Origin of the sequence: Psychrobacter sp. GW64-MNA-CIBAN-0177 (assembly GCF_040309585.1) — a bacterium.
In the GTDB taxonomy this organism is placed as follows: domain Bacteria; phylum Pseudomonadota; class Gammaproteobacteria; order Pseudomonadales; family Moraxellaceae; genus Psychrobacter; species Psychrobacter okhotskensis.
In genome coordinates this window covers 58,461-64,460 of sequence record NZ_JBEOOY010000020.1, presented here as the reverse complement: position 1 = coordinate 64,460, position 6,000 = coordinate 58,461, and the positions used below count along the sequence as shown (strand labels likewise).

General features: G+C 44.2%; 5 protein-coding genes. 3 read left to right on the top strand and 2 right to left on the bottom strand.

Features of this window, described 5'->3' with window-relative positions; translation table 11 throughout:
- Positions 1–910: 910 nt before the first annotated feature.
- Positions 911–1,591, top strand: coding sequence for a Fe-S biogenesis protein NfuA (gene nfuA, locus AAEY79_RS11605; RefSeq protein ID WP_352288437.1), 681 nt, complete (start codon positions 911–913; stop codon positions 1,589–1,591).
- A 235-nt stretch (positions 1,592–1,826) separates the two neighbouring features.
- Positions 1,827–3,149: an O-acetylhomoserine aminocarboxypropyltransferase/cysteine synthase family protein gene (locus AAEY79_RS11600; RefSeq protein WP_201565596.1), complete on the top strand. Its 1,323-nt coding sequence runs from the start codon at positions 1,827–1,829 to the stop codon at positions 3,147–3,149.
- Positions 3,150–3,261: 112 nt separating this feature from the next.
- Here the strand turns inward: AAEY79_RS11600 and AAEY79_RS11595 are convergent, their stop codons facing one another.
- Positions 3,262–4,281, bottom strand: a complete 1,020-nt coding sequence (locus AAEY79_RS11595; protein WP_352288434.1) for an adenosine kinase — start codon at positions 4,279–4,281, stop codon at positions 3,262–3,264.
- 52 nt (positions 4,282–4,333) lie between these two features.
- Positions 4,334–5,299: a 16S rRNA (cytidine(1402)-2'-O)-methyltransferase gene (rsmI, locus tag AAEY79_RS11590; protein ID WP_201565592.1), complete on the bottom strand. Its 966-nt coding sequence runs from the start codon at positions 5,297–5,299 to the stop codon at positions 4,334–4,336.
- Between the two features lie 124 nt (positions 5,300–5,423).
- Here rsmI and AAEY79_RS11585 point away from each other — a divergent pair, with 124 nt between their 5' ends.
- A complete protein-coding gene (locus AAEY79_RS11585) occupies positions 5,424–5,948 on the top strand; it encodes a YraN family protein (protein ID WP_201565590.1) in 525 nt (174 codons plus the stop codon).
- Positions 5,949–6,000 lie beyond the last annotated feature (52 nt).

Sequence of the window (6,000 nt, the reverse complement as noted above, 5' to 3'; positions counted from 1 at the left end):
TTGTATTCTTGGTCGAAAACAATAGATTAGTGAGGTGCTCTTCTTTTTTCAATCACTTTCGAAGTTGAGAGTGGGGTTTAACAATGAAAATTATAGTAATAAGTATGATAATGCTAAAAAATTGCGTTATAAAATAACGCTTGAACATACTCTTTTCTTCGATATCTAAGCGATCTCTATAGTCAATATAAAAGAATATCAGCTGGAGTAGTGGATTACGAAAAAATGCCAACGCTACAGGAATCTTGATATAGCGAGACATAATGTCTTTTACAGCTTTGGTATAGTTAACGTCCTCCGGTACTAAAAGCGCGATAACTATAATAAATACAATAATAATGCCCAGTATGATAATCAATAGAAACCTATAAAAAAATATTTAGGAGAATACACTCTACCTTTTAAATAGAATTAAAACTAGCGCTAGGAAACAGCAAGTATGATAAGCGCTTTGATTGTATGGTCTCGCATAATGTTAGACGTACTGTAGCTCTTGAATAAGAAAGTAGGTGACTAGTTAGATGTTCTAGGTGCTTGATAATCCATCTAACAGCCTTAATATAAACAATAGCAGACGCTGTATGGGTAATTAAATAATTTTGCGTCGCATTATTATCTGTAGCTGTTACCTATATTAGCGTCACCTATTTACTATTAATAGTCACCATTAAAAAAACCAATAGTGACTATTAATAACGGTGACGGGCTAATTCGCAGTAGCGCAGTCGGAATTATCATCTGAATGCGCTATAATAGTGATTATAAAATCACCAAACCTTTATCAAGATTGCCGTTAGAGCACTATAATATCAACCGTTATGCTTGATAATTTTTAAATCAAATTGCCCAAATTCACGACACAGCAGCTATGACAGCAGTCGCGTTTGTGTCATAACGCATAGGAAAAATTATGAGTGAGCACAATCAAGCCAGCCAAGCAGATCAATCTGCAGACTATGAATCAGCGCTAGATACTGAGCAAACAGAAACGAAAAGTAATATTACCATTACCGAGTCAGCCCAAGGGTACTTGGCCGATTTACTGTCCAAGCAAGATACCGACGGCATCGGTGTGCGTATCTTCGTCGAGCATCCTGGTACGCCGCGTGCCGAGTGCTGTATGGCTTATAACCAACCGGGCGAAGAAGACAGTGCTGATCTACGTTTTACCTACGATGATTTCTCTGCCTTTATCGAAGCGTCATCAGTCCCTTATCTCGAAGATGCAGTAATTGACTATAATAAAGACCGTTTCGGTGGTCAGCTGACCTTCCGCGCGCCAAACTCTAAAGTACCGAAAGTCGGTGCTGATGCCAGCGTCGAAGAGCGTATCAACTATGTATTGCAGTCTGAGATTAATCCAGGCTTAGCGGCGCATGGCGGTGACGTACAGTTGCTTGAACTGATTGATGAAGAAGGCGTTGGTCTCACTGCCGTATTGAAATTCGGTGGTGGTTGCCAAGGTTGTTCAGCAGTCGACATGACCTTGCGTCAAGGCGTTGAAGTGCAGCTTAAGCAGCAAATACCAGAGCTGACTCAAGTCATCGATGAGACCGATCATACCCGTACGGAAAACGCTTATTACAAGTAAGCAGTAAGTGTTGATATCAGAAAAATAGCGTGAAATAGGGGTGCTTATGACAGCTTGTCATTAACAAACCTAATATTGGCTATTCTTTTCATAAAGAAGCTGGGTTATGATTAACTCAGCTTTTTTTTATGGCTATCATTTATAAGATGGCTTTTTTAGAGATTATTGGTCAATCGATACCTTTAAATGATTTATTTTGATTGATGCTTTTTTAGTGACTACCAAGGAGTTTGTTATGAGTGATGGACAACCAGAGAGCAATTTAGATAACGGCACAAGACCTACGCAGCGTCTAGAGACCTTAGCGATTCATGCCGGTTATAGTGTTGAGCCAACGACCAAAGCGGTCGCTGTGCCTATTTATCACACTAGCTCGTATGCGTTTGATAGTACCCAGCATGGCGCAGATTTGTTTGATTTAAAAGTCGCAGGTAATATCTATACCCGTATCATGAACCCAACCAATGCGGTATTAGAAGAACGCGTAGCAGCGCTAGAAGGTGGTATTGGCGCGCTTGCGGTTGCATCTGGTATGGCAGCCATTACTTATGCCATTCAAACCATTTGTGAAGCGGGTGATAATATCGTGGCGGTATCAACGCTATATGGTGGTACTTATAATCTATTTGCTCATGCTTTGCCGCGTCAAGGTATCGAAGTCCGCTTCTTTGATCACAAAAATCCTGAAGCGATTCGCGATTTAATCGATGATAAAACCAAGATGGTCTTTGCTGAAAGTATCGGTAATCCACTGGGCAACATTATTGATATTCAAGCACTCAGTGACATCGCGCACGAATATGGTGTGCCAGTGGTGATTGATAGTACGGTTGCCACGCCAGCGATTTGCCGTCCGTTTGAGTTTGGCGCGGATATTGTCATTCATTCATTGACCAAATATATGAGTGGTACGGGCACCTCGATTGGTGGGGCGATTGTCGATAGTGGTACGTTCCCTTGGGGCGATTACCCAGAGCGCTTCCCGTTATTAAACACGCCAGACGACAGCTATCACGGTGTGAACTTCGTCAAAGACGTCGGCGCTGCGGCCTTTATCGCTCGTGCTCGCGTGGCACCATTACGTAATACTGGTGCAGCGTTAAGTCCGCTAAATGCGTTTGGTATCTTGCAAGGGATGGAGACATTGAGCTTACGTATGGAGCGTCATGTACAGAACGCGCAAGCCGTTGCTGAATATCTACGTGACCATGACAAGGTCGCTTGGGTAAAATATGCGGGTCTGCCGGATCATCCTGAGCATGAGCTTGCCAAAAAATACATGAAAGGTACGCCTTCTGCGATTTTAACCTTTGGGGTAAAAGGTGGACTTGAAGCAGGCGCGCGCTTTATCGATGCCTTGCAACTAATTACGCGCTTGGTCAATATCGGGGATGCCAAATCATTGGCGTGTCATCCAGCGACGACCACCCATCGCCAGCTCAATGAGCAAGAGCTAAAAAATGCAGGTGTGAGTACCGACATGGTACGTCTGTCGATTGGTATTGAACATATTGACGATATCAAGGCTGATTTAGAACAGGCATTAGCCTTGGCTTAATGTACAAGTTTCTTATTTCTTAACAATAAAATAATTTGCAAAAGAAAAAGCCCATATCGATTTGATATGGGCTTTTTTATTAGTGCTTTTCCGTCTGAAATATATAAAGAGATTAAGCGGACAGTACCCGTTTGGCAATCTCTTTATAGTCCTGCGGCATGAGTCGCGGGCCAAACTGCTGAATCACTTGTGCGGACACTTCGCTGGCAAGACGACCACATTCTGGTAAGGTGTAGTGCTGCGATAGCGCGTATAAGAACGCACCGGCATAGTTGTCGCCAGCGCCATTGGTATCGATGACATTGGCAACGACTGGCGTAGCAATATCATGGACGATTAACTCTGACTCGGCATCAGGTTTATGAGCGATAACGGCACCTTTTGCGCCATCAGTCACTACCGCAATTTGGCAATGCTCAAGTAGCGCACGTGCGGCAGCTTTGACTTGTTTTTTATCCGTAAAAAGCTTGGCTTCTTCACTATTACAAAATATCACCGCCACTTTATTGCCTAGCATATTGAGCAAACCGTCTTTGGCGAATTTAACCACGGCTGGATCGGCGAAGCTCACCGCAATCTTTGCATTATGAATGCCAGCTTGCTGACGTAACTGAGTCATGGCTGGCTGGATGCCCTCGGACATGGCCAAATAGCCTTCTAGGTATAGCCAATCTGCTTGCGTTAGCGCATCAAAATCGACGTTATCAGCGACAATATCGCTTGAGGTGCCTAGATAAGTCTGCATGGTGCGTTCACCATCTTCGGTCACTGCCACCACACAAGATCCAATTACACCGCCTGCATGTATAGACTTGTCTGAGGTGGCGACGCCTGCTTCGTGCAAGTCCCTGAGGTAAAAGGCGCCTTGATCATCATCGCCCACACGGCACGCATAAAAGGGCTTGCCGCCTAAGCTGGCAAACGCATACATAGTATTTGCGGCTGAGCCACCACCGGCTTGTTTTGATGGCGCAATTTCTGCAAGTTGAAAGTAGGCCAATAGTTGCTGCTGCTCTTCGATACCTGCCAAGGTCATATTCCCTTTGGTCAACTCTGTCTCTTCTAATGCTGCATCAGATAGCACATATTCGTGGTCAACCAAGGCATTCCCTATCGCCATTACATCGTACATTGTTCATTTCTCCTCAATTAAATTATAAACGGCTATTTTTTATATTCGAAAGTCATTCGGCTTGTAGTTCAAGCAAACGCTGATAAAGGGCATTCTTTTTGACGCCCGTAATATCGGACGCCAATGCAGCCGCTTTTTTGACCGATAAATCCTCTAACAAACGCTGTAATAATTTATCATGGAGGCTGATATCGTCAGTATCTTGTGCCGCATCAACGCCAGCGACCACCACGACTATTTCGCCGCGCTGCTGATTGTCATCTGCTTTGACAAACTCAACCAAGTCGCCCAGCGTACTCTTACGAACAGTCTCAAAAGTCTTGGTCAATTCACGGCAAAAAGTCACGTCACGATCGTCGCCAAATATCGTCGCCATATCTTCTAAGCTGGCGATAATACGATGCGGCGCTTCATAAAATATCAATGTTTCGGTACGCGTGTTTAGAGCAGTCAGTTGTTTTTGGCGACCATGAGTTTTCGCTGGTAAAAAACCAATAAAGCTAAAACGGTCTGACGGCAATCCCGCTACAGACAATGCAGCAATAGCGGCAGATGCGCCAACGATAGGTGACACAGTAACCCCAGCGGCATGGGCAGCTTGCACCAATTGATAACCAGGGTCACTGACCAGCGGCGTACCGGCATCACTGATTAAGGCGACCGAATGACCTTGCCCGATCATCTCAATAATTTTAGGCGTTTGAATGGCGCTATTGTGCTCATGATAGGCCCACAGCTTATTATGTCCTTTTTGCTTACCTACAGTCTCGGTGGCATCGGCATTATCAGCGCTATTATGAGTGGCTGGCGCTTTGGTATCGTCCGTTTTACTGCCTTTGCTATCTTTAGTGTCGATGCCAAAATGCGACAGTAGCTTACCTGAGGTGCGGGTGTCTTCGCAGGCAATGATAGCGACCTGCTTTAGGATATCGACCGCATGCGGTGTCATATCAGTGAGATTACCAATCGGCGTGGCAACGATATAAAGGCAAGCTGGCATCGCAGTAGGGGTAGACATAAAACCTCGAAGTATTAAAAACAGGAATTAAAAAATAAGGTGGCGCTGGCATTTATCATATATCAATCATTCAAGTAGTGAATAATTAATAGCGATAAAAGGACGCAAAAGTGGTTAGTTTAGCATGTTGTGCTATGATAATTATGAAATGTTGACCAGACCCATGGACGTTATGGCAGATCATAAACCTTTGACCCTTACTTCACCAAAACAGCGCCAAGGCAGCCGCTTTGAACAACGAGCGTGCGAGTTTTTACATGCGCAAGGATTGCAGCTGATTGCGCAAAACTGGCAGCAGCCTAAAGTTGGTGAATTAGATTTGGTAATGTTGGAGACGGGTTCAGCATGGTCGACGCTGGTATTTATTGAAGTACGCCAGCGCCAGCATTCAGGGTTTGGTGATGCCGCGCTTAGCGTTACGGCAAGCAAACAGCGTAAAGTGATCAAAACAGCTCGTTATTTTTTACAGGCGCACCCTGAATATAGTCACTATGAGTGCCGTTTTGATGTCATTGCTTATGATACGAATAAGGTCAATACTCGCAGCATTGTTGCTAACCATACAAATAAAAATAACCGTGATATCAATGATAAATCAGAGAATAAGCCAGAGTGGCTAAAAAGCGCTTTTATAGCCAGCGCGTGGTAATGTTGCGTTTTGACTGTGTTACCAAACAGGCAAAGAAAATACGACGGCATGT

Bases quoted from the DNA above. Each gene is read 5' to 3' on its own strand.
- AAEY79_RS11595 (WP_352288434.1), bottom strand. From the start codon at position 4,281: ATGTACGATGTAATGGCGATAGGGAATGCCTTGGTTGACCACGAATAT.
- rsmI (WP_201565592.1), bottom strand. From the start codon at position 5,299: ATGTCTACCCCTACTGCGATGCCAGCTTGCCTTTATATCGTTGCCACG.
- nfuA (WP_352288437.1), top strand. From the start codon at position 911: ATGAGTGAGCACAATCAAGCCAGCCAAGCAGATCAATCTGCAGACTAT.
- AAEY79_RS11600 (WP_201565596.1), top strand. From the start codon at position 1,827: ATGAGTGATGGACAACCAGAGAGCAATTTAGATAACGGCACAAGACCT.
- AAEY79_RS11585 (WP_201565590.1), top strand. From the start codon at position 5,424: ATGTTGTGCTATGATAATTATGAAATGTTGACCAGACCCATGGACGTT.